Origin of the sequence: Turicibacter sp. H121 (genome assembly GCF_001543345.1) — a bacterium.
GTDB lineage: Bacteria > Bacillota_I > Bacilli_A > MOL361 > Turicibacteraceae > Turicibacter > Turicibacter bilis.
In genome coordinates this window covers 681,174-703,885 of the sequence record NZ_CP013476.1, presented here as the reverse complement: position 1 = coordinate 703,885, position 22,712 = coordinate 681,174, and the positions used below count along the sequence as shown (strand labels likewise).

23 protein-coding genes are annotated in these 22,712 nt (G+C 32.3%); 20 read left to right on the top strand and 3 right to left on the bottom strand.

The genetic code is table 11. The annotated features are described in order from the left end of the window. Positions 1-262: 262 nt before the first annotated feature. Positions 263-1,570, bottom strand: coding sequence for an IS1380 family transposase (locus tag AT726_RS03430; protein ID WP_055275552.1), 1,308 nt, complete (start codon positions 1,568-1,570; stop codon positions 263-265). A gap of 258 nt (positions 1,571-1,828) precedes the next feature. Here AT726_RS03430 and AT726_RS03425 point away from each other — a divergent pair, with 258 nt between their 5' ends. From AT726_RS03425 to AT726_RS03375, 12 genes are all read left to right on the top strand, one after another. Further along, positions 1,829-2,521 carry a YveK family protein gene (locus AT726_RS03425; RefSeq protein WP_068759023.1) on the top strand — a complete coding sequence of 231 codons (693 nt, stop codon included), beginning with the start codon at positions 1,829-1,831 and terminating at the stop codon, positions 2,519-2,521. 12 nt (positions 2,522-2,533) lie between these two features. Then, positions 2,534-3,250 carry a CpsD/CapB family tyrosine-protein kinase gene (locus AT726_RS03420; protein WP_068759022.1) on the top strand — a complete coding sequence of 239 codons (717 nt, stop codon included), beginning with the start codon at positions 2,534-2,536 and terminating at the stop codon, positions 3,248-3,250. 164 nt (positions 3,251-3,414) lie between these two features. Continuing rightward, entirely contained in the window at positions 3,415-4,080 is a 666-nt protein-coding gene (locus AT726_RS03415) for a sugar transferase (protein WP_237297197.1), read from the top strand. A gap of 13 nt (positions 4,081-4,093) precedes the next feature. Continuing rightward, on the top strand, positions 4,094-5,260 hold the full coding sequence (locus tag AT726_RS03410) for a nucleotide sugar dehydrogenase (RefSeq protein ID WP_068759020.1): 1,167 nt from the start codon (positions 4,094-4,096) through the stop codon (positions 5,258-5,260). Between the two features lie 367 nt (positions 5,261-5,627). Beyond that, positions 5,628-6,662 carry an IS4 family transposase gene (locus AT726_RS03405; protein WP_443079946.1) on the top strand — a complete coding sequence of 345 codons (1,035 nt, stop codon included), beginning with the start codon at positions 5,628-5,630 and terminating at the stop codon, positions 6,660-6,662. A gap of 63 nt (positions 6,663-6,725) precedes the next feature. Beyond that, positions 6,726-7,061 (top strand): hypothetical protein, encoded by a 336-nt coding sequence (locus AT726_RS13540; protein ID WP_443079945.1) that lies wholly within the window; start codon positions 6,726-6,728, stop codon positions 7,059-7,061. Positions 7,062-7,329: 268 nt separating this feature from the next. Continuing rightward, positions 7,330-8,538, top strand: coding sequence for an O-antigen ligase family protein (locus AT726_RS03400; protein WP_068759019.1), 1,209 nt, complete (start codon positions 7,330-7,332; stop codon positions 8,536-8,538). A gap of 1,071 nt (positions 8,539-9,609) precedes the next feature. Further along, entirely contained in the window at positions 9,610-11,046 is a 1,437-nt protein-coding gene (locus AT726_RS03395; RefSeq protein ID WP_068759018.1) for a lipopolysaccharide biosynthesis protein, read from the top strand. A 460-nt stretch (positions 11,047-11,506) separates the two neighbouring features. Then, positions 11,507-11,965, top strand: coding sequence for a PssD/Cps14F family polysaccharide biosynthesis glycosyltransferase (gene pssD, locus AT726_RS03390; protein ID WP_068759017.1), 459 nt, complete (start codon positions 11,507-11,509; stop codon positions 11,963-11,965). Further along, positions 11,962-12,447, top strand: coding sequence for a PssE/Cps14G family polysaccharide biosynthesis glycosyltransferase (gene pssE / locus AT726_RS03385; RefSeq protein ID WP_068759016.1), 486 nt, complete (start codon positions 11,962-11,964; stop codon positions 12,445-12,447). Before pssD ends, pssE begins: the two co-directional genes overlap by 4 nt. Before the next feature lie 2 nt (positions 12,448-12,449). Beyond that, positions 12,450-13,604, top strand: a complete 1,155-nt coding sequence (locus tag AT726_RS03380; protein WP_068759015.1) for a glycosyltransferase — start codon at positions 12,450-12,452, stop codon at positions 13,602-13,604. Between the two features lie 6 nt (positions 13,605-13,610). Continuing rightward, positions 13,611-14,789 carry a glycosyltransferase family 4 protein gene (locus AT726_RS03375; RefSeq protein ID WP_068759014.1) on the top strand — a complete coding sequence of 393 codons (1,179 nt, stop codon included), beginning with the start codon at positions 13,611-13,613 and terminating at the stop codon, positions 14,787-14,789. 535 nt (positions 14,790-15,324) lie between these two features. Here the strand turns inward: AT726_RS03375 and AT726_RS13535 are convergent. Continuing rightward, on the bottom strand, positions 15,325-15,462 hold the full coding sequence (locus AT726_RS13535) for an IS66 family transposase (protein ID WP_443079965.1): 138 nt from the start codon (positions 15,460-15,462) through the stop codon (positions 15,325-15,327). A 92-nt stretch (positions 15,463-15,554) separates the two neighbouring features. Between AT726_RS13535 and AT726_RS03370 the strand changes: the two genes are divergently transcribed. The 4 genes from AT726_RS03370 to AT726_RS03365 all read left to right on the top strand — a co-directional run bounded on the left by AT726_RS03370 (position 15,555) and on the right by AT726_RS03365 (position 17,571). Next, on the top strand, positions 15,555-15,890 hold the full coding sequence (locus AT726_RS03370; RefSeq protein ID WP_068759013.1) for a transposase: 336 nt from the start codon (positions 15,555-15,557) through the stop codon (positions 15,888-15,890). Positions 15,891-15,905: 15 nt separating this feature from the next. Beyond that, positions 15,906-16,070 (top strand): hypothetical protein, encoded by a 165-nt coding sequence (locus AT726_RS12960; RefSeq protein WP_201023109.1) that lies wholly within the window; start codon positions 15,906-15,908, stop codon positions 16,068-16,070. Between the two features lie 48 nt (positions 16,071-16,118). Then, positions 16,119-16,217, top strand: coding sequence for an ATP-binding protein (locus AT726_RS13135; protein ID WP_237297196.1), 99 nt, complete (start codon positions 16,119-16,121; stop codon positions 16,215-16,217). A gap of 304 nt (positions 16,218-16,521) precedes the next feature. Continuing rightward, positions 16,522-17,571 carry an LCP family protein gene (locus tag AT726_RS03365; protein ID WP_068759012.1) on the top strand — a complete coding sequence of 350 codons (1,050 nt, stop codon included), beginning with the start codon at positions 16,522-16,524 and terminating at the stop codon, positions 17,569-17,571. Positions 17,572-17,614: 43 nt separating this feature from the next. Here AT726_RS03365 and galU read toward each other — a convergent pair whose 3' ends face one another. Further along, the gene (gene galU / locus AT726_RS03360) at positions 17,615-18,499 is read right to left on the bottom strand and encodes a UTP--glucose-1-phosphate uridylyltransferase GalU (RefSeq protein WP_055305163.1); all 885 of its coding nucleotides are present in this window, start codon (positions 18,497-18,499) and stop codon (positions 17,615-17,617) included. Positions 18,500-19,376: 877 nt separating this feature from the next. Here galU and AT726_RS03355 point away from each other — a divergent pair. The 4 genes from AT726_RS03355 to ahpC all read left to right on the top strand — a co-directional run bounded on the left by AT726_RS03355 (position 19,377) and on the right by ahpC (position 22,388). Further along, positions 19,377-19,922, top strand: a complete 546-nt coding sequence (locus AT726_RS03355; protein ID WP_158508534.1) for a VanZ family protein — start codon at positions 19,377-19,379, stop codon at positions 19,920-19,922. A 620-nt stretch (positions 19,923-20,542) separates the two neighbouring features. Beyond that, positions 20,543-21,031, top strand: a complete 489-nt coding sequence (locus tag AT726_RS03350) for a hypothetical protein (protein ID WP_068759010.1) — start codon at positions 20,543-20,545, stop codon at positions 21,029-21,031. Between the two features lies 1 nt (position 21,032). Further along, positions 21,033-21,605, top strand: a complete 573-nt coding sequence (locus tag AT726_RS03345) for a hypothetical protein (RefSeq protein WP_068759009.1) — start codon at positions 21,033-21,035, stop codon at positions 21,603-21,605. A gap of 219 nt (positions 21,606-21,824) precedes the next feature. Continuing rightward, positions 21,825-22,388: an alkyl hydroperoxide reductase subunit C gene (ahpC, locus tag AT726_RS03340; protein WP_068759008.1), complete on the top strand. Its 564-nt coding sequence runs from the start codon at positions 21,825-21,827 to the stop codon at positions 22,386-22,388. The last annotated feature ends 324 nt before the right edge of the window (positions 22,389-22,712 follow it).

The window sequence follows — 22,712 nt, the reverse complement described above, 5'->3', positions numbered from 1 at the left end:
TCTTTGGTTACCTATATATACAATCATAAAAGTGAAAAAAAAAGATTAAAATGTAGAAAAAAATATGTTAACCTGAATTATTCATGACCATTCAAAAAAAGCTGTGGACAAACTAAATTTTAGTCTAAACCACAGCTTTTTATCGTTTTAATCTTAAATTTGAGTTAATTCATACTCCAAATCTCTAAAAAAGGGTAGACTCCCCCCTTGGTGATGTGTTTCTCTAAAAAATATCTCATTTTCAAAGAACGACTTCAGTCACTTACTCTAACTGAATGGCCTGAATCGTTTTTAAACAGTGATGGAAAACTTCTTTGTAAGGATGGTGACTACAGAGTTTGAACATGATTCTTCGTGATTGTTTCACTCGCTTGGCAGCGATTTTAATGAGTTTGATCCGTAAGGTTTCAATCTGCATCTTAGAAAACTCATGAGGTAATGTTAATCGTCTGAATCCATTGATGAGATTGTAAGCTAACACCATGAGTTGAATTCGGTTAACATTTGTCATCCAGTGCTTATGACTGACTTTATCCATTCTAAATCCATTTTTACACTCTTTGATATAGTTTTCCATCGTCCCACGTTTAGCGTATAGACTGATAACCATCTCCGGTCTTGTTTCCATGTTCGTCACTAAAAATAAATAATCGGGAATAAGTTCGCCTGCTTTTCGTCTCACTTGAACGATGACACGTCTTGGCCGATCCCAACTTTTTGCTTGATACTCAAACTCCCCATAGAATTGTTGAGAATATTGAAGTGAACACTCTTCCAAAAAAACATCCATTACTTCTTTAGCTAAACGATAGAGAGTAGCATTTGCCTTTAAACGGATCACATAGTTTGTGTTTAACGTTTCGCATAACTTATACAGTTCCTTATGAGCAAATCCACTATCTCCGCGAACGATTCGATAGCTCGATGGAAACCTCTTTTGATAGTGTGATAATAAGGGACCGATAAAAGAAACGATATTTCGTGAGGTATAAACATTCCCCGCACGAAGCTCAACTTTTAAACAGTCTCCAGTCATTCCATCAAAAACCATGAGAGGATGAAAGCCTTGTGCTTGATAGTGGGCATTAAAGGCCTTCCCATATTGATGACCATAGGTTTGAAAATGAGTGGAATCCACATCAAAAATAAAATGATTAGGCGTTTCGACTTGATAAAATTGCGATAATAGTTTTTGATTGATGAGTTCAAATTGCTTGCTTGTTTCCTTCGTCAATCGATGAGTAAAACGAGATAAAGTCGGTTGAGAAGCTAACGAGGGCTTATCAAGCAAAGTAGTTAATAAAGGGTCAACTCGTAACTCATCCGCATCATCAGCACAGTGATAACCAGCAATGGTTTGATAAATTTGTTGGAGACAGAGGTCGTGATTCGTATGAGTTCGAATCGCCTGATCAGTCTCTAAATAAAAATACTGTTTTAAGAGTTCTGGAAACTTCATGTGATGCATAAATTCTTGGATTAACAACAGTCCTGCATCCGACGTTAAATCCCCACCCTTGAAATTAAATTTAATCTTTTTATTGAAACGAAGTTGTTCTTGATGTATCATAAAAATGTAATCTCTCCTTAGTTTTGGTTTGGCGATTAAAACGATATCAAAAGAGAGATTATTTTCATAGTAAAATGCTTCACTTAAAAGGTGAAATAAAAAATAAAGAAAAAGCGTTGATTCCACTAAGGACTCAACGCTTTTTACATTTTTATAGTGAATAATTTAGGGTTAAAATAGTGATGATGTTAAAGAACAGAAAAAAATTATTCATTTATTGGGATTAAATGGATAATGAGGATGGAAAGGGAGCTGACAATGGAAAATACAGAGTACGAAATTGATTTGAAAGAGATTTTTCACATGTTACAAAAAAGGTGGGTATTGATTACAGGTATAACAGTATCTGCTTTAATTATCTCAGCAATTGTGAGCTTTTTTATTTTAACGCCTATTTATGAGGCTTCAACAACGATGATTGTTAATTACAAGCAAAATCAGGAGTCTGTGATGACTTATAATGACTTACAGACAAGTCAGAAGTTAGTAGCAACTTATACAGAGATTGTAAAGAGTGAGCGTATTTCGGATACGGTTATTAATAAGTTGAACTTAGAGCTATCACCTAAAGAATTAATTAATAAGATTTCTGTTTCACAGATGGGGCAAACAGAGATTTTAAAATTAACGGTGAAGGATGAAGATCCGGAGTTAGCAACTTTAATTGCAAATACCATTGCTCAAGTCTTCCAAGAAGATATTTATCAAATGATGGAAGTAGACAATGTTTCAACCATTGATATTGCAAAAGTTCCTGAGAGTCCAACATCACCAAATAAGATGATGAATATTGCTATTGCTGGTGTGTTAGGGTTAATGGTTAGTGTAGGATTAGTCTTTGTACTGGAATTCTTAGACCGTACGTATAAAACACCGAACGATATTGAACGTCATTTAGGATTACCGCTAATCGGTGCGATTCCAGATATGCTATTAGAACAAGGGAAATAGGGAGAGAGAGAGATGAGTTCAGAATTAATTACAATTACGAACCCTAAGTCACCTATTGCTGAAGCTTATCGTACATTAAGAACAAACATTCAATTTTCTAATGTTGATGAGGATTTAAAAGTGATTTGTGTGACAAGTTCAGGGCCTTCAGAAGGAAAAACAACGACAAGTTGTAATTTAGCAGAAACGTTTGCACAATCGGGAAAACGCGTATTATTAATTGATGGAGATTTACGTAAGCCACGTGTTCACAAAGTGTTTAAAATTTCGGGGACTAAAGGATTAACCAATTTATTAGCAGGTCAGTTATCTTTAGAAGAAGTAACAAGCTATGTCGGATCGGATTTAACAGTTATTCCATGTGGGCCAATTCCACCAAATCCTTCAGAGCTAATTGCTTCAAATCGTATGAAAGAGTTAGTAGCAAACTTACGACAACAATATGATATGGTTATTATTGACGCACCACCAGTTGGAGTGGTTACTGATAGTGCCATTCTTTCAACAATTGTGGATGGAACATTATTAGTCGTTGCTTCTGGTAAAACAGAAATTGATGGCGCGAAACGCGCTAAACAATTACTTGAAAATGTTAATGCACGAATTCTTGGTGTTGTCATGACGATGATTCCAGTCACGAAAAAAGGTTACTATGGATATCAATACTATAGCTACGAAGAGGAAGTTCAGACAACAAGAAGAAAGCGTAGTTTCTTTTCAAAAAAATAGTCTATTCAATTAGGGGTTTAATAGGCTATGAAATGTAAGAGAATTAATTAGGGTAGAGATAAATATATTAAAAGATGAAATAACTTGTAAATTATTTTTAAAGATGTTTATTTAGCATGCCCATTGTGTTTAGTAAACATCTTTTTTAGTGAGGTGAAATGAAGGTGGCGTATTGTAGAGAGAGTGAACTCTTAGCTAAAAAAAAAGAACTAGTAAATGATCATATTGTTTATTTAGTGCTTAAGCGACTGATGGATATTGTAGGGGCAAGTCTTGGATTACTATTAGCCTCACCTATTATGCTAATCGTGGCTATTTTGATTAAGTTTGAAGATCCAAAAGGTCCGATTTTTTTCTCACAAGTTCGAAATGGAGCTTATCCAAAAACATTTAAAATGTATAAGTTTCGAAGCATGTATATCGATGCGGAAGAACGACTTGAAGAGTTAATGCATCTCAATGAACAAAGTGGTCCAGCTTTCAAAATTAAAGATGACCCACGTATCACGAAAATTGGGAAGTTTATTCGTAAGACAAGTTTGGATGAGCTTCCACAACTGTTTAATGTATTAAAAGGTGATATGAGTTTAGTGGGCCCACGCCCAGCCATTCCAAGAGAGGTTGAACAATATACACCTTATCAAAAACAACGTCTATTTGTTAAACCTGGTTTAACTTGTATTTGGCAAGTGAGTGGACGAAATAATATTGGCTTTGATGAGTGGGTCGAATTAGATATTGAATATATTAAGACACGTAACTTATGGCTTGATATTAAATTGATTTTAATGACGATACCAGCAATGCTTGGTGATGAAAATGCGAGTTAGGGAGGAATATAAGATGAAAATTACAGTAGCAGGAACAGGATATGTAGGATTATCAAATGCCATTCTTTTAGCACAACATAATGAAGTGATTGCTTTAGATATTCTTCAAGATAAAGTAGATATGATTAATAATAAAAAGTCTCCGATTGTTGATAAAGAAATCGAAGAGTATTTAGCAACAAAAGATTTAAATTTAGTGGCGACAACAGATGTTTTTACTGCATATAAGGACGCGGACTATGTTATTATCTCGACCCCAACAAATTATGATCCAGAATTAAATTACTTTAATACTCGTTCAGTTGAGGCTGTGATTGCAAATGTTTTATCGATCAATCCAGAGGCAACAATGGTCATTAAATCAACGGTTCCAGTTGGATATACAGAAAAAGTGCGTGAAATGTTTGAGACGGATAATATTATCTTCTCACCTGAGTTTTTACGTGAAGGAAAGGCATTATACGATAACTTATATCCATCACGTATTATCGTTGGTGAACAGTCAGAACGCGCAAAGAAATTTGCAGATTTACTAGTTCAAGGTGCCATTAAAGAGGATATTCCCGTTCTATTCACAAATTCAACAGAGGCTGAAGCAGTGAAGTTATTCTCAAATACGTATTTAGCCTTACGTGTCGCTTACTTCAATGAATTAGATACGTATGCTGAAATTCGTGGGTTAGATACAAAACAAATCATCGAGGGGGTAGGACTTGATCCTCGTATCGGAACACACTATAATAATCCTTCATTTGGATATGGGGGGTATTGTTTACCAAAGGATACAAAACAACTTCGTGCCAATTATGCCGATGTTCCTAATAACATCATTGAAGCAATTGTTGATGCGAATCGTACACGTAAAGATCATATTGCTGATATGATTATGAAAAAAAATCCTAAAACAGTCGGTATTTATCGTTTAACGATGAAAACAGATTCTGATAACTTCCGTGCGTCTTCGATTCAAGGAATCATGAAACGATTAAAAGGTCATGGTATTGAAGTTGTGGTTTATGAACCGGTATTAACAGAAGAGACATTCTATAATTCAAAAGTGATCAAAAACTTAGATGAGTTTAAATCAATGAGTGATATTATCGTATCAAATCGCTTATCAAAAGAACTATTTGATGTCGAAGAAAAAGTATATACACGTGATTTATTTAATAGAGATTAAAAGCATTTGTTATAATAGTCAATGAGTTAGTCTAAATCTGTGAGTTGGATTTGATTAGCTTTGGTAAAGATAAAGGGCATTTATCCTTAGTTGTAAAATTGAATATTATTGAAGGGAATATAAAATATTCTTTTATGAAGAAAGTCCTCCGAAAGTTATATAAAGAAATCTTTCGAAGGAACAAATTTTTTTCATTATAACTCAACTTTCTCAGTTGAAAAATAATCATACCTCCTTAATCTTCTAAGGGAGGGCATCTATCGAGTATCGCTCTTGACAATTTATTCTTTTTACTGGATGACATAAAAAAAGACATCCTTTCTGGAAATACTAATGGTAACCAGCCAATAGAAAGGATGTCATCATTATGTTACCACCATTTAAAGAATTTATGCTTTTACCCAAAGAAATGCAAGCAACTTTTTCTGAACTAAAAATCAGTTCCCATTTACGCCAAGCTAACATTAAAAAATCTAAGGGGTTCTCTTGTCTTTACCTCTTTACGTTGATTTTTCTATTAACTTTTCATCATAGAACGTGGTTTCAATCTAAATTCTGTGATCGTAAAGCTTCTGATTTACCAGGAAAAGATGTGGTCTACCGCTTTTTAAGTACCTCTACTTACAATTGGCGTCGCTTCTTGCTTTCTTTAAGCTCTTGCGTGATTTCACTTTGTACGAAACTCACAACGGATGATCGTGTTAATGTTTTAATTGTAGATGACTCTTTATTTGAACGTCATCGTAGTAAAAAAGTAGAGCTACTTTCAACGGTTTATGATCATGTCAATCATAAGTATCTCAAAGGATTTCAACTTTTAACGCTTGGATGGTCGGATGGATATTCATTTATCCCTTGTAATTTTTCATTAATGGTAAGTGCCAAGAAGTTACTAGTCAATCTTTCATCAGAGATCGATAAACGCAGTAGTGGGTATAAGCGTCGTATAGAAGCACTGATCGATAAACCCACTGCCACTCTAAACTTGGTGAAACAAACTTTATCTCAAGGCATAGCAGCTGATTACCTCTTAATGGATTCGTGGTTCACAGAAGCTCCCTTAATTAAAGAAGTGATGAATGAGGGGCTTGATGTCATTGGGATGGTTAAAAAGACTTCTAAACGATTTTATCAGTATAAAGGAAAGAAATTCCCACTTCAAACATTGATAACACACTGTAACGTCAATCAAAAGATATTTTCTCATCAAGAGGGAAGTCTAGGATCCATTCAAGTTAAATTAAATAACGGCATTCCAGTTAAGATCGTCTTCATTCGTCATCGAAAATATAAAACAGAGTGGTTAGCGATTTTAAGTACAAACACAAGTTTAAGTGATGAAGAAATCATTAGAATCTATGGTTACCGTTGGGTCCCCTGGCGATTATCGGAGATAATCTAATCTTCCACTGCTAGGGAATGGGACATTGAAGTGTTTTTTAAGTGCAATAAATCTCACTTAAAATTGAATAAAGAATTTCAATGTCGTTCATATGACTCAATGATTGGACATACAACGATTGTTTTTACACGTTATATCTTTTTAGCGTGGGAGAATCGTAAAACGAATGACCCTAAAACATTAGGAATGATTTTTTATGACTACTGTTCAGAAGTCAAAGATGTGGATTTAGAAACAGCATTAAAAGGACTTTTAACGATGGTTCAAGAAATCATCGACCTAGGAGAAAGAGAAATTACAATTAACACAGAAGTAGTGAAAAAACAACTAGACAATTGGATGATGACTTTACCTAATTACATCAAGGGGTTATTAGGCTTTTCGTTGTGCGAAAGTTGAGATTATAATTATAAAGAAGTTATTTTTAAAAGGAAAATACTTATAAAAATGACTAAAATGTAGTTGTTGTTTAAGATGTGAATATCATCAAATGGGGTACCCTTAACGATTGAAAGAATGCTTAATATTTAGCTTCTTTATTAAGTCCTCAAATTCTTGAGTTGTATATCGTGATTCTAAATCTCTGTGAAGGATAGGGACTTCTTTTGGTCTTTACGTGGTATACGTATTTTTAAATGATTGAACAATAAAAGAAATGAGAGATTTTATGATAACAAAAATTAATTACATGTATATATTGTTAGTATTAATATTGGTATTTCCTATTACCATTATTAGACGACAATTCTATTTTATAACTTTAGTTGCTGCTATTTTTATTATAGCAGTAAATTTAAAGTATAAATTTAATAATAATTTGAATAGTCAAATCAAATTATTATTAAATTTCTTAATAATTATTTTTTCTGTATACGCGTTATTTTTGACTATTATTATAGACACTTCATTAATATTCTTTACTATTAATAAGGTAATAACTTTATTATTTTTTATTACACTTTTAAAACTTCTGAGTCATAAATTTTCCAATAAATTATTGAAATATATAGAGCATTTTATTTTCTTTGTCGCATTATTTTCAATAATATTTTATTTTTTTAATATTGACGGTTTTAGGTTAAAACCCATTTTTGATATCACTATGAAACAAGAGAATTTATTACGCTATAATGAAAGACGTTTAAGTTGGTTTTATGAGCATAAAATCCAATTTGCTACTACCTGCTTAATCGGTTTACAACTATTACTTCTTAACACTTGTTGTAGGTACAAATATAAAATACTTAAAGTAGGAATATTTATACTCGCAATATATTTAAGTAATTCAAAATTATCTTTAGTGCTAGCTTTATTTATGGTTTTATTTAATTCATCTAAATATATTATCAAATATTTGAAAAATAAACGATTAAACGCTAGTATTAAGGTGGTTTTAGTATGTTTACTTTTAATTTCAATAGGACTTTTGCCTATTTTTCTAGTTTCTATTTATAGTCATATAAATGCTAGTCGAAATCTAAGTACTTTAGGTTCTCGTACCATAATATGGAGATTAGTGGTTGATGAAGTAAGGAATAATCCTTTAGGAATTATTAAGGCTTATGGATATTATATGTCTGATGGAATACGTAGCTTTACTACGGCACATAATTTCTTTCTTAATGAATTTTTAGAAACAGGTGTGATAGGGGGCGTAATATGCCTTTTTATAAATATAATACCGTTATTTTTAATAAGGTATTCTCGATATAAGTTAATTATTTTTGAGATTATATTTATCGCCCAATTTGATTATCTTATTTCTGGAATGTTTGCATATGTTTATTATACTCTATTGGCAATTTTGATTATTGACAGTCATTATCACAGGAAATGTATTTTAAGACAGAATAAAACTTTATGTAGTGAAATGTAAATATCTCTATTGAAAACATGATGATAGAAATTATAGTATTCAAAAAAGTAATAGATTTAATAATTTTAATTCTATTACTGACTTCTTTAATTACACCATTGGTATGTAAAATAGAAGATAGGTTTTATTTGTAAAAACTAACGAAGTTTGTAAGGTCATTTAATACTCAAATGTTCTATTTTTAGTAGAGGAGAATTCATTGGATCTAACTTTTATTTTAACAGGAAAAGTTTATTAATGAATTACTAAGACAATGCAAGGCTATGAAATAAATAATGAGATACCTTATGGTTTAACATCAAGCTTGGTTCTTTATACTTACTTCATCTATAAAGAATCTTTTATTACATTCTAAAAAGATTCTACTCCCATATATTGTAATATTTTGAATAAAATAACTTTTTGAATTAAGGTTTTGATTTTACTACTCCGCTCTTTAACTGTATCATTTATATAACGTTATTTATGATAACTTGCAGTTTCTTCTATCTAATTTTCAAAAGATTTAAGTGCTTCAGTTAATTCAGGAATATTTATGACTTTAGTTTTATCTATCCATTTGATTAAAAGTCGATAGGAATTTTTTTACTACTTAATTCATATCAATAAATAAGGAGTTCTTTAATGATATAAAATTCTGCAAGTTGCTTTGAATAGCTTAGGATTTTTCCTAAGTTTTGTTCTTCATTCTCACTCGAAGAGGCGTATCGTTTATCAAATAGTTTTTTATGACTAGCTTTACAAATAACAGACTCTTGAGTATGACAACAGGGACAAGGTTGCTTAGAAGTCGTTAGAAGAAGTAAACAAAACACTATCTTTTGAACTATAATAGTTACTAATGGTAACATCCTGTAGTTGAATTTAATCATTGATATACGTGTAAGTACATCTAAAATCTTCTAACTTTGGTTTGGTCGCACTTACTAATGTACAAGATTTTACATGTTTTTTGATAGGGGAATATAGATAATTATTTAATCAAGAACCACTTCGGGTGGAGACTTACTATTATTAAACAAAAATTTTTTGATTTTTCTGAGAACTATGAAAAAAAGGGAGTATTATTCAATGCAGAAAAAAGATAATTTTTTTAGTAGTTTATTAAAATTTGCAATTGGACCATTAGGGGCAGCTTTAATTAGTTTTATTACCGTACCGGTCACAACGTGGCTCGTTGATCCCGAACAGTATGGTTTAACAACAATGTTTACATTACTTCAAACATTAATTACGTCCTTTATTTATTTAGGGCTTGATCAAGCTTATGTTCGAGAATATAACAATAAAAAATATAGTAAAAGTAAATTATTATTCAATTCCATCTTATTGCCGCTTCTTATTTCAGGGGTAGCTACTGTTATTCTCATTTTATTTATGGAGCCTATTTCAATTTATCTATTTAGTGAGGTTAATTATATTCTGATGAATTGGTTAATGGTTTGGATTCCATTTGTTGTCATTGAACGTTTTTTACTTTTAAACATTCGTATGCAAGAAAAAGGAATGCAATATTCGCTTTATAACATTTTAACGCGGATCTTCATTATGATTTTAACGATTGGTTTATTACTGTGTTACCAAAGAACATATACTTCAATTGTTCTAGGTACGATGATTTCACAAATCGTTTCATGCATTATTTTAATGATTATATCAGGAAGGCAATTTGACTTTAAAAATGATAATATTGATTTGGTGTTAATCAAAAATATGTTGAAATTTGGATTGCCAATTTTACCTTCCGTGATCATCGTTTGGGTATTAAATTCATCCGATCGACTTGTGCTAAATCAATACTCAACCATTAATGAAATTGGGATTTACTTTGCAGCAATGAAATTAGTTACCGCTTTAAATATGATCCAATCAATCTTTGCGACATTCTGGGTACCAATGGCTTATCGTTGGCATGAAGAAAATGTTGAAAAAGAACAATTCGAAAAAGTAAGTTATGGATTAGGAATTTTTATGGGAATGATCTTTATTGGAGTTTTACTGTGCAAAAAAATCATGATTATGATTTTATCACCTGAATATTCAGATGCTCAGTACATTCTTCCATTTCTACTATTCTCACCAATTATGTATACGATGAGCGAAACGACAACACTTGGAATTGCGTTCTCTCGTAAAACACATTTTAACATTTGGGTGTCTTTAATTGCAGCAGTTGTTAACTTAAGTATTAACTTCGCACTTGTACCTTACATCGGAGGCATTGGAGCTGCGATGGGAACAGGGATTGCTTACATTGCTTTCTTCTGGGCAAGGACGTTAATCTCAAGACGATACTGGTATAAATTTGACTTGAAATTCTATTTAATTAATATGATTGTTTTATTAGTGGTTGCGGCAACAAATGTCATTGTGCGCAATCCGTCAATCTATGTTATTGATATCGCATTCTTAATTGCTTTTATTGGCATCAATCTTCCTTTTCTTAATAAAATTATTGACTTAAAACATTTAAACTTAATCCTAAAAAAAATACAAAAAAAGGCTTGAATTATTCACATTGAGAAGTATTTGAATTGCTGCTAATGATTTGATGTTAATCGATAGAAACAAATTGATGAAAATCGATATTAATTATTATATTCCCACGTGAAGTAGAGCAATATACATCACATGAGAGATAACGATTATTTTTAAAAATCGGTCTTATATATATAAGTCCAGATAAGTTTTTCATATCGGAAAACTTTTAGCTGGACTATAGTCTGTCTTAGTATTAAAGCAATCGATTAACTAAGACTGATATAGAATGATGAAATACATTTCTGTTTCTATATATATTTGGCAAGTTAGTGTTTTAGATAATACTGGTTTTGCTGAATGGAGCGAATTTGAGAATAAATACATTAAGACAAGAAATTTAAGGTTAAATATTAAACTAATTCTATTAACAATCTAGGTTATCCTTAGTGATGAAAATGTGAATTAATCAGGTAGGTGAAAAAAGTATATGAAGAAAATTTGTTTCATTGCTTCTAGTGGTGGACATTTTGAGCAACTGATGATGCTGAAACCATTGATGGAGGAGAATGATAGTTTTATTGTTACGGAAAAAACTGATTATCAAATAATGAGAAAAGAAATGAAATTTTATTATTTGAAACAGGTGAATCGAAGAGAGTTAACATTTGTTTTCAAAATGCTTCAAAATATTTTGAAATCATTTAGGATCTTTTATATTGAAAAACCAGATATTGTAATTTCGACAGGGGCTTTATCAACAATTCCAATGTGCCTAATTGCTAAACTATTTAATAAAAAGTTGATTTTTATTGAATCTTTCGCAAAAGTAAATTCTCCAACCTTAAGTGGAAAGTTATTATATTATTTTGCTGATCAGTTTTATGTTCAGTGGGAAGAGATGTTAGATATATATCCAAATGCAATCTTTAAGGGGGGAATATATTGATTTTTATAACTTTAGGCTCACAGAAATTTCAATTTAATAGATTACTTGAAGCAGTTGATAAATTAATAGAAGAAGGATTTATAAAAGAGAAAGTATATGCTCAAATTGGATATAGTACTTATATCCCTAAAAATTACTCATATAGCCCATTTTTGAATCGTGAAGATTTTATTAAATATATGGGGAATTGTGATATTTTAATTACACATGGAGGTACAGGTGCGATTATTACAGGTCTGAAAAGTGATAAAAAGGTGATTGCTGTACCTAGATTATCAGAATTTGGTGAGCATGTAGATGATCATCAATTAGAAATCGTTAGTTTGTTTGAAAAAAATAACTATTTGATAAGTATAGTAAATATATTGTCATTAGGAGCGGCAATAGAACAAATACATAGTAAGAAATTTAGAAAATATTATAGTAATACAAGTAATGTTGTTAGTTCAATACGTAAATATATAGAAGAAATAGGAGTTTAAAGATGAAAATATTACATCTATCTTTTGATATACCGGATCAATATAATCCTCATAAAACAGTTGCGGTTAAGAATCTTATTGATTCTAATGTATCGAATGAAAATTTTTATATCAGTATGAATAGGAGCAACAATGTATTTCAAGTATTTGAAATGAATCAATCTGAGTCTAGTATAGAGTTAAAATTCTATGGACCTCCTTATGGGATTAATTTATTAAATACATTGGAGAAGCTATATAATAATATAAAAAAGGAATATTATCAAATATCTTCCTTTGATATAGTACATGCCCATAAATTGACTTATGAAGGTTATATGGCTTATCTAATAAAGAAAGAGTATAATATTCCTTATATGGTTTCTTTAAGATTCACTGATTTTAAGGTGTTAAAAATCCGAAAGGACTATAAAAAGACTTTCAAAAAGGTATTATTAGAGTCCGAGAAAATCTTTTGTATAGCACCGTGGATGGAGAATGAATTGCAGATCACTTTTGGAAAGGGATTTTATGATATAATCTCTGATAAAATTGAATTACTTCCTAATATATTAAATACAGAAAATACGTTGTTTGAAAATATCCACAATAATAAATATCTTACTGTTTTTAAGATAAGTAGAAAAAATTTGAAGAGAAAGAATATTTTCAGGACATTAGATGCTATTTATAAATTGAATAAAGGAGGTTACGACATTAAATTGGATATAATTGGTTCTGGGGATGGTATCCCAAAGCTTTCTAAATATATTCATCGGAAAGGATTGTCATCAACAGTAAATTTGATTGGGAACGTTCCTAATGATGTAATGCTTGAGACAATGAAAGAATATAAGGCATTTATATTATGTAGTTATCCCGAAACTTTTGGATTAGTATATATTGAAGCTCTACTCAGTGGAATCCCCATAATTAATAGTAAAAATGCAGGAATTGATGGATATTTTAATGATCTAAATGTTAGCATATCAACTAATTATCGTGATATTAATGCAATCGCAAATGCAATTAAGGATATGGAAAAGAATTTAGCCGTATATAAAAACTCTGTATTAAAAGTTCAAAATAGTCATTATTTTGAACTCTTTAGTAAAGATCAAGTTTACAAAAAATATAAAAATACCTTAAACTCTTTAAAGCTAGATTGTGAGGAGTAGATTTTTATGAAAATATGTATTGTTACCAAAAGTATTTTTAATTTGGGCGGTGTTCAACGTGTTGTCTCAGTCATTGCGAACCAACTATCTGAAAAGCATGAAGTCCATATTTTATGTACCAATCCAAAATATAAAATAGATCGAGATAGGTATGGACTAAAAGAATCAGTAAATATTGAAATTAATAAAGTCCATACTTTAAATGAATCTGCCGTATTTTTCTACCGTTTAATAAGGAAATTTAACAAAATAACCGGAATTTTCAACAAAAAATGTTTCGCTGGACTCATGCTAAAAATTTATTATCCTCAGAAAGTGCGAAATAGATTTAAGGAATATTTTAACGAAAAGAATTTTGATGTAATAATCGGTGCAGAAGGTGAAAATAGTCTTTTATTAGGAGTACTAGCTTCTGAATTATCTGCTAAAGTAGTGGGATGGCAACATAGTTCAACCCAAGCATATTTTAATACACCTAATAGATATTTATATAATCAAGACATTTTATGTGAAAAGTTTTTAAAAGAATTAGATGATTATGTTGTTTTAACTAGTGTGGATAAAGAGCAAATAAAAAAGAAGTTTAGTATCGATGCTGTGACAATATATAATCCATTAAGCTTTAATCCTAGAAGAGGAAGTGTAGAAAATAATAAAACATTATTAACAGTAGCACGATTAGATATTCAAACAAAGGGATTGGACTTATTACTTAAAGCATATAAAGAAATTCATACTAAATATCCGTTATGGAATCTAAAAATAGTTGGCGATGGACCAGATAAGAAAAAATTAGAATATATGATTGAGGATTTTGGATTAAATAATTTTGTTCAACTTATTCCCCATACGGATTCTATAATAGATCATTATTTGGATGCTTCAATTTTTATTTCTTCATCTCGTTGGGAAGGATTCGGATTAGCTATAACAGAAGCAATGGCGTGTGGAGTTCCTGTTGTAGCCTTTGAAAATACTGGTCCTAAGGAAATCATTAATCAAAATGGTAAGAATGGTATTTTAGTTCCATCAGGAAATATAAGTAAATTAGTAGAAGCGGTTATTGGATTAATTAATAGTATAGAACAGAGAAGGTCAATTTCTGAAGAGGGGTATAAAAGAATAGAAGATTTTAATATTGAAGAAATTGAAAAACAGTGGATAAAGGTCTTAAGTAGAGGTTGACAGTAGCGAAATTATATAAGAAAAAATAATGAAAAATCGAATCTACAGAAATATTTTTAATTCTGAATTATTCATAACATTTTAAAAAAGTGTGGATAAACTGTAAGCCCGAAATAATAACATGGGTACAAAAAAAGCTACTAATTCTGTAAACTATAAATAAGGTGTTGGTAGCTATTATATTATATCGTTACTGACAAATCTTTTGAACGTTTTTAACCATGATAAAAAGCCTGCCAGTATGTCTGGATTTCTAATGAAGCCCATATTGAGTAGTTTTTCAAATAAATAGTTAAAGATATTTTGATGGATTCAATCCATTCTCTTTAGCTGTTTGAATGATTATATAAGTTATCGTATTCGCTACCACTTCCTTCATACTGGTTGAAAAGAGATAATTTTTACGGACAATATCGATTAGATGAATCACTTATTGAGATAGATTATTCGAGACCTCAAAATTTCCATCTTTTAAAAATGTAAAAGTTCTACCTTTGGTTTAAGGCATAAATCATGGCTTTTTGAAGTTTTTCTTTCATCGCATAGAAGGATTGTAGCCATTCAAAAAATTTCTTCTGACGTGAGCCCAACATCCAACTAAATTAATGTTTAGAATATTTTTATAGCCAGAATAGCCTTCACAATTAAGGGATCGTTTTAATTCGTCTAAGATTGTTGTTCCGAATGCACGTTCAAGTGTGAGATTTGCATGATAGTAAGGGATCGGGTAACCTAGATTTTTAATCGGTCGAAATAATTAAAATCTTGCTTTGGAAGTCGCTAGCTTTCCATCCATTCGATTTAAGATTTGTTAGAGCAGTTCATAAACGTCCAAAAGAAGTAAAAAAGCGTGAAACTCTTGGACATTGGGAGTTCGATACCATTGTTTCGAGTCATGTGAAAAGTAAAGCTTGTTTAGCGACCTTTTTTGAACGTCAAACACGTTTTTATGTGGCTGTAAAAATAGAAAATCGCTCGTTTTCAGAAATATATCGAGCGATTAGTAAAATCTATGGGCGCTATCCAGTCAATACATTTAAAACATATGCGGTAGACGAGGAAAAGAGTTTACCTGCTATTCGCAAGTTGGGGTTGAATTAAAGGTGCCTGTTTATTTTGCAGATACCTATTCATCTTGGAAAAGAGGTGAAGAATGAACTAATTTTACAACGTTTAAAAAAGAATTTTGAAAAGTATGATTTAATTATTTTATATGAGTTATGCTACATTTCATTCAATAAAGAAGGAGCAGAACTTTTATTTAATTTTATTTTTAGTTGAATCGAACAGGGCTCAACAATATTCACGACTAATTTAACATCTGATTGCTTGAATGAAATTTTCCAAGATCTTGTCATTACGGTAGCGATAGTTGATCGTATTACCTATCTATCTTACGTGATTAACATGAATGGAACGAGTTATTGACTCCGACAAATAAGAGAATTTATTCGTAAGCAACAATCTATTTAGTATAAAAAATTAAATTTCATAAGTGTAAAATTTTTTCTTATAATATACATTTAGAGTTACGCTCATCACAAAAAATTGGTTCTTCATTCTTTAAAAATATTTTCTGATTTAAAATGATGTTGAAATTACACGGAAAATAGCTAATTTTAATACTTGAATTAATAGTTTCAATAAAAACAAATTGTCAAGCGCCATTCCTGGAGAAGACTCTAGAGTTATAATGAGTAATTATAGGTGGGTTAGACTAGGAGGATTTAACATGAATAATAAAAAGGTGGTTAGTATTGTAGTAGGTACGCTAATTACTGCATTAGTATTAGTTATTGGTGGAGGGATTTTTGCTACGAATCATTTTTATTCGAAGGTCGAAACAACGGATCAATTGACGCATGATGAAGTTTTGGTTAATAGTGGGATTGTCAATAGGGAACGGGATTGTAATATTGTTAATATTGCTGTTCTAGGAGTTGATCGAGATGGTGATGGATTGAATGGTCGTAGTGATGCGATTAAGGTGATTTCTCTTGATATCAATAATAAAAAAGTGAAGCTGACATCGTTCCAGCGTGACACATTGATTTATATTCCTGAGCCTGAAAATGATTTTGATAAGTTAAATCATGCGTATTGGTATGGAAAAGCGCCATTAACATTAAAGACATTAAATTATAATTTTGATTTAGATATTACGCGTTATGTGGCGTTTAATTTTGATGCGATTGAGCATATTATTGATACAATTGATGGAATTGAGCTAGATGTTCATGAGAATGAATTAAAGGTGACAAATGATTATATTAAGCATTTGAATAGTTTATCAGAGTCTGATGTAGATGCCCCTTATTTAACGAAAGGTGGGCTACAAACGTTATCGGGTCGACAAGCGATGGCGTATATGCGTAACCGTTATGTTGGTGATGATTTTGATCGAATGAATCGTCAGAACAAAGTCATGGAAGCGATGATTGATAAAGTCATGAATCAAAGTTATACTGAGCTATTAGGCTTGCTAGATGCTTGTTTACCTTATGTTGAGACGAACTTAACGATGAATGAAATGATTAGTTTTGGAACCAAAGTTTTAACATTTGACTTAAAAAATATTGAGCAAACACAAATTCCAGCTTCGGATAATAAAAATAAGACGGTAAGTTATAAAGGATATAGTCCGCTTTATGTCATGAATAGTTATCAGGACTTAGTACGTGATGTGCATGCGTTTATTTATAATGACACTGAGTATCAGCCATCACAAACTGTGATTGAGACTGAGGCGGCAATCTATGAAACGTTTGGACGAGTCGAATAAAGTAAAAAAGGAACCTTCGAGGGAAGGTTCCTTTTGTTATATATTAAGCTTGTTTTAATTCTTTTAAATAGGCAATGACTTGATCTTTTAAATCATCGCGGTTTAATGAGAAGTCGATTGTTGCTTTGATGAAGCCGAATTTATCTCCAACATCATAGCGTTGTCCTTCAAAGTCATAGGCGTAAACGGCTTGGCGATCCATTAAGCGGTCAATGGCATCTGTTAATTGGATTTCACCACCGGCTCCAGCTTCTTGTGTTTCTAACATTTCAAAGATTTCTGGCGTTAAGACGTAGCGTCCCATCACCGCTAAGTTAGATGGTGCTTCTTCTTGTTTTGGTTTTTCAACCATTCCAGATAATTTTACCATGCGTCCCTCTGGTTGATGTGATTTTGATGGCTTCATGATTCCGTACTTAGAAACGTCCTCATCAGCTACGGTTTGAACTCCCATAATGGAGCATCCATTTTTCTCATAGGCTTGAATTAGTTGTTTTGTTGCTGGGTTTTCATCGTTCACCACGATGTCATCTCCTAATAAAACAGCGAATGGTTCATTTCCGATGAAGGTTTTTGCACATAAAATCGCATGTCCTAATCCTTTCGCTTCTTTTTGACGGATGTAGTGAATTTGGGCCATATTTGAAATGTTTTGCACCATTTCAAGCATGTCTGTTTTTCCTTTTTTAGCTAATGTATCTTCAAGTTCATATGATTTATCGAAGTGATCTTCAATTGAACGTTTCGTTGAGCTTGTCACGATTAAGATTTCCTCGATACCTGAAGCAATCGCTTCTTCAATAATGTATTGAATCGTTGGTTTATCAACAATTGGTAACATTTCCTTCGGTTGTGATTTTGTCGCCGGTAAAAAGCGTGTTCCGAATCCTGCTGCAGGAATAACGGCTTTACGAACTGGTTTTCTCATAACTCTCTAACTCCTTCTCTCTTTCCCATAAAGATAGGTAAATTATATCATATATTTACAAATTAGCCTATATTTAGTTGGATTTAAAAGTGAAATTAAAAGTTCTATTTTTCATTGTTTTGCACAGGGTTAAAGTAGTGGAAATAAAAATGAAAAGCATCATACCTATAAAGCTCTGGTTTTTGAAATAGAAGTGCATTGGACGTTAAGTGATGAAGATTTTTTTATTCATTTAATTTTAAATGCGTCGGGGCATACGCACTCATCTGGTTTTGGGATTATATAGCTATATGATATTAGCCCTTGGATGAAATAGCATCCTAATTTAGGTTGATCATATATATTGAAAATCAACTAAATCTATTAAAGCTAACGTGATTTTCATTGTATTTACTGTATATTTGTCATCTTTTACTTAATCTTGAGTTAAGCGAGAGATAAATGATTGAATCGATAGAGGAGTCAGTTGTTTATACATTTATGTGCCTTATCTTTTCAAATGACATCCATATAAAACGCAAGTTACAACAACAGTTTAGAAAAAATTTAGATCATAAGAATAATCAGATAGGTTCTCTGTTAGGACATATACAATTATGATTGCCTTCATTGAAGGATTTAGCAAATTATTATGATTATGCTCATCGTTATCCTCTTACCTATCGCTTGGATTCATTGACGGGAAGAGCGGGCATCCGTTTAGATTATACACTTGTTCAGAAAATCATGACTTTTTTCAATCACCTAAGCTTCCGAAGCAAAAAACGTCTTTGTTAGTCGCTCTTGAGTTAGTCGATGAGGTTTAAATAGACAAGTCTTCATGAGGTGTGATACGCTAGATAAGAAGTGTATGAAACAGGACGAAGAAGGAGCGAATATGAAACAAGTGTTTTTATGTTTAACTATTAGTTGGATGTGTTTTATTTTTTATCAAGGATCAAGACAACTTGATGAGTCTTATAGTCAGAGTGACGTGATTGTTGATCAAGTCATGGAAATGATTGAAACCATTCAAGAGACGTTTAAGAAAAAGCCCGAATCAACTGAAACAAATCAAATGGCAACGCTAACGCCTGAACATCAAGTGGATGAAGCTACCTTAGCGAAAAAGAAATTTCGAAAAGATATCGCCTACGTCATTCGTAAAAGTGCCCACTTTTTTGAATATGGACTGTTGGCTACGTTATTAGCGATTGATTTTTATTTAATAAAACAATCGAGATCGAATGTTGTCATTTACTCTTTGTTTATTACCTTATTGTGTGCGGTTGGGGATGAATTTTATCAATCTTTTATCGGTCGAGGGAGCAATGTCCGAGATATTGTGATTGATTTTAGTGGGGCATTATTTGGAATTGCTTGTGTTGGAGTGGTGTTAGGATTGATTAAATCTTTAAAATCAAAAGGCATGAAATGTTATTAGGATTTCAGGCTTTTTTAATAATAATGAGAAAGTGGGATATAAGTTATCTCTTTTTTTACACATAATGGATTTTCCGAGGATTTAGAGGTTATTTAGCTTCATTTACAGAAATTTTTTGAAAAAATTATTTTTGTATTTTACAAGGAAAGTTAGAGTTAATCTATTGTGAATGTATTGGGTGTGACCCCAAAAGTGGTAAAGCGTTGGTTTTATCGCTTATGTGAGCAATATCGTGTTAGTAAGGTGGAAGCGAATCAGCGAGCACTACATGCTACTTTATTAGAGGAGGTTTAGGATTATCAAGGTTGGTTAGTATTAGAGCAGTTTTTCCCTATTTATTGCGTTATATTAGCACGTTTAAAAGAAGTAGAATCGATTCTAAGTCGTATTACATTGAAATATCGGTTGAAGAGACTGAATCAAAAAGTTTTTTAATTACGAGGCGTGACAGTTATTGTCGCGCTTTTTTTGTCAGGAAGTTTGAGTGTTTGTCCGCCTGTGACGATGGCAGCGGGGTTAGCTAAAAGAAGACAGAAGTAGTGCGATTTTTTGGTAATGATGTGGCAAATTTCTAGGTGTAAGCTGTGATATTCTCGTGTTATCGAGGATGGTGGTTGTTGGTGAAGCGGTATGTAGTGGTATTAGGGTTGATTGTTTTAGTAGGTTGTGAGGGAAAGTTAGCGAATCAAGCTGTTAAAGAAGCGAAATTAGCGTTTGAGGAAAAGTCGTATGATCATGCAGTTGGTTTATTAAAGTTAGCAAGTGATGAAAGTTCAAATAAAAAGTATGAAATCTGGTATGAGCAGGGTGAGGCCTTTTTAGAGATGATTGATTATGATGAACTCGAAGACTTTGATAACTTATTATTAGCGTGGACGGATTTGAATTTGGTAGATAGTAAGCCCAGCTTTGTAAAAGAAGAAGCGATTGCATACATTAAAGGTAAACTCAGCGAGGTAAAAGAATTAGCGAGTAGTACCTTAGAAAGTCGGGAGACGAAAGAGATCATAGAGTTGATTCGCTTGATTGAAAAACGAATGGGGACATTAAAAATGTTTGAAAGTGAAATAGAGCAGTTAATTAACTTAAAACAAGAAATGGAGGAGTAACATGAAACGGAGTCTATCGAAAGTATTCCTGATGTTATTGTCATCGATGAGTTTAATCGCATGTGCCAATGATTTAGAGATTCAAGAAGAGGCAGGAATTCAACCGACAAGTTTAGATGAGACAACACAAGCCGTTGGAAAATCTTTAAGTCATTCAACAATTCAAGAAGAACTTGCTTATATCGAAATGTTAGTTGGTGTCGAAGAGTTACATGCGGCGAAAGTCGCCTTAAATGGATTTTTATCTGAATTAAATGGACCTGTTGGAACGGAGGAACAACTTATTCGAATTAATGAATTAAAAGACGTTTTGAGTGAAGTTGAAGTCAGTGAAGATGGGACACATCATCATACGTTTACAGCCGTCGATGCGGTTGCACTTGCGATGGAGCGCTACGGGACAGATGATGAGGACATTATTTATATGTATGATGATAATCACGAGCATTATGGCGATGATCAAATTGGTTATTATGTGGCTTTAAAATCAAAAGTCCTACAGGAAAAAGAGGGCGGCGATGGAATTGTCCTGCTTCTTTTTGTCGGAGACGATGGTAGCATCACTGAATTATAAGTGGGAGATTCCCACTTTTTTTATGAAATGAAGAGTCAAATAAAAGCAACATTTATCAGTTCATCGCCTACTTTATTTCGTATAAGTTTATTTTAAGAAGTACATAATAGGTTTGCTGATAAAGTGCAAAAAAAGTTTATAAATAGCATTGACATTATTAAGATTCAAATCTATAATAATATCAGTAACAGTTACTAGTTTTAAAAAGGAGGAATTAACATGTCATTAATCGGTACTCATGTTGTTGATTATAAAGTTCAAGGTTATCAAGCTGGAGATTTTAAAGAATTTACATCAGAAGCTGCAAAAGGAAAATGGGCAGTCTATGTATTCTATCCAGCGGACTTCACATTCGTTTGTCCAACTGAATTAGGAGATTTAGCAGATAAATACGAACAATTCAAAGAAATTGGATGCGAAGTTTACTCAGTATCAACAGATACACACTTCGTACATAAAGCATGGGCAGATGCCTCAGAAACAATCGGAAAAATCAAGTATCCAATGTTAGCCGATCCAACTGGAAAATTAACTCGTGGATTTGATGTAATGATTGAAGAAGAAGGAATGGCATTACGCGGAAGCTTCGTTGTCAATCCAGAAGGTGTCATTAAAGCATACGAAATCCATGACAATGGAATCGGACGTGACGCCGATGAATTATTACGTAAAGTACAAGCCGCACAATTCGTTGCAGCACATGGTGACCAAGTCTGTCCAGCAAAATGGAAACCAGGACAAGAAACATTAACACCAAGCTTAGACTTAGTAGGGAAACTATAAAAAGCTGAGAGGCGCGGTTAGTCTGCTCGTAAAAGTCGTTAAAAGTGACATTGACACTGAAGGAGTCAATAGGCACTTTGAGACTTTATAGAGAGACTGTGACTCGAAGCTGGATTGGCATGTGCCACCCATTTCAAGACGCAAGTTGACTTTATGGGTTCCCTGCGATGCGTTAGCATCTTTCCTCAATAGGTAGGGTAATTAGAAACTGCTGCTTGAAGCTGGATTAAGTAAAAGGCTGCCCTAAAGGATAAGGCTATCTAAATTCTAACGAATAGATAGCCTAAAGAGGCGCGCTTAATCTTTCGTACAGGTCGTAACTAT